Annotated in this window: 1 protein-coding gene; it reads left to right on the top strand. The window is 66.4% G+C overall.

From position 1 onward, the window contains the following. Nucleotides 1-97 precede the first annotated feature (97 nt). The gene (locus ACT6Y9_RS10715) at nt 98-1,774 is read left to right on the top strand and encodes a putative transporter (protein WP_443744519.1); all 1,677 of its coding nucleotides are present in this window, start codon (nt 98-100) and stop codon (nt 1,772-1,774) included. The last annotated feature ends 48 nt before the right edge of the window (nt 1,775-1,822 follow it).

Below are 1,822 nucleotides of genomic sequence, written 5' to 3'. Positions count from 1 at the left end.
GACCCCACGAAGAACTCCCCCGCCTGAGACCGGGCCGCATTCGACCCAACCGGAAAGGAGCAGGACCGGTCCGTACGCCGCCACCAGGGGAACATCCATGGAATCCGTGCTCACGTCGCCCGCTTCCGTCGCACACATCCTGCTCGTCTACGCACTCGTGATCTCGCTCGGGCTCGCCCTCGGACGCATCCGCGTCTTCGGGGTCTCCCTCGGCGTCACGTTCGTACTCTTCGTGGGACTCGCCGCCGGCCACTTCGGCCTCGAGGTCGAACCCCACGTGCTCGGGTTTCTGCGCGACTTCGGCCTAATCCTCTTCATCTTCTTCATCGGCCTGCAGGTCGGCCCCTCGTTCTTCTCGAGCTTCCGCTCGGGCGGCATCATTCTGAACGGCCTCACCGTGGGCGCGATCCTCCTCTCGATCCTCGTGACACTCGCGCTCTGGATGTTCTCGGACGGCATCGGCCTGCCGGCCTTCCTCGGCGTGCACTACGGCGCCGTGACGAACACCCCGGGCCTCGGCGCGACGCAGGAGGCGCTCGCCGTGATGGGATACACGGGCGAGAACATCGCCGTCGCCTACGCCTGCGCCTATCCGTTGGGCGTCGTGGGCATCATCCTTTCGGCGATCATCATCCGCCTCCTCTTCCGCATCAACCTCGCTGAGGAGGACAAGGCGTGGGAGGCGGACGAAGCCGACAAGAGCGACGCGCCGATCTGCTTTCACGTCGAAGTTGCCAACGGCTTCCTCCACGGCCAGGCCCTCGAATCCATCCGTCGCTTCATCGGCCGCCCCTTCGTCTGCTCGCGCCGCCAGGCCGCAGGCGAGACGGAGGTCTCGAGCCCCGGCCCCGAGACGCAGGTCCACCGCGGCGACATCCTGAGAATCGTCTCCCAGGCCGAGAACAAGGACTCGATCATCGCCTTCTTCGGCAAGGAGGCCGATCCCGCCGTGGACCTCGTCACGCCCCACTCGCCCGTGCACGCCGAGACGGTGACCGTCACCGACCCCTCGATGAACGGCGTGCGCGTGAAGGATCTGCACCTCTCGCACTACGACGGCCTCAACATCACCCGCATCTACCGCGCCGGCATGGAGGTCTTCCCCTACCGGAGCCTGCACCTGCAGTTGGGCGACCGCCTGAAGGTCGTGGGCCCCGAGCGCGCGATCACGCGCTTCGCCTCACGCGTAGGCAACCAGCGCGGCAAGCTCGACCACCCGAACATCATCTCGATCTTCGTGGGCATCATGGTGGGCATCCTCGTGGGCATCCTGCCGATCGCCATTCCCGGCGTCCCCGTTCCGGTGAAGCTCGGCCTCGCGGGCGGTCCGCTCGTGGTCGCGATTCTCCTCGGCCGCTACGGGCCCTCCATGCGGATGGCGACCTACACCACGAATTCCGCGAGCCTGATGCTCCGCGAGCTCGGCATCGCCTTCTTCCTCGCGAGCGTGGGGCTCGCAGCGGGCGACGGCTTCGCCGACGCCTTCATGAACGGCAACGGCTTGCTCTACATGGGCTACGGCGTCCTCATCACGATGATTCCGCTCATCATCATCGGCATCGTCGCACGCAAGGTCTTCGCGATCAACTACCACTCGATCGTGGGCCTGATGGCGGGCGCCACGACGGATCCGCCGACGCTCGCCTACGCCGCGACGCTCTCGGAGAAGAACAGCTCCGCGGTCGCCTACTCGACCGTCTACCCGCTCGCGATGTTCCTGCGCATCATTACGGGCCAGATCCTGCTCCTCATCTTCTGGACGGCGGCCGTCTGACGACGCCGGTCTTTTGCCCACCGGACGCACGAAGGGGCGCGACGGATT

This window comes from Sutterella sp. (assembly GCF_052272535.1).
Taxonomy (GTDB): domain Bacteria; phylum Pseudomonadota; class Gammaproteobacteria; order Burkholderiales; family Burkholderiaceae_F; genus Sutterella.
This window is presented reverse-complemented; position numbering and strand designations above follow the sequence as displayed.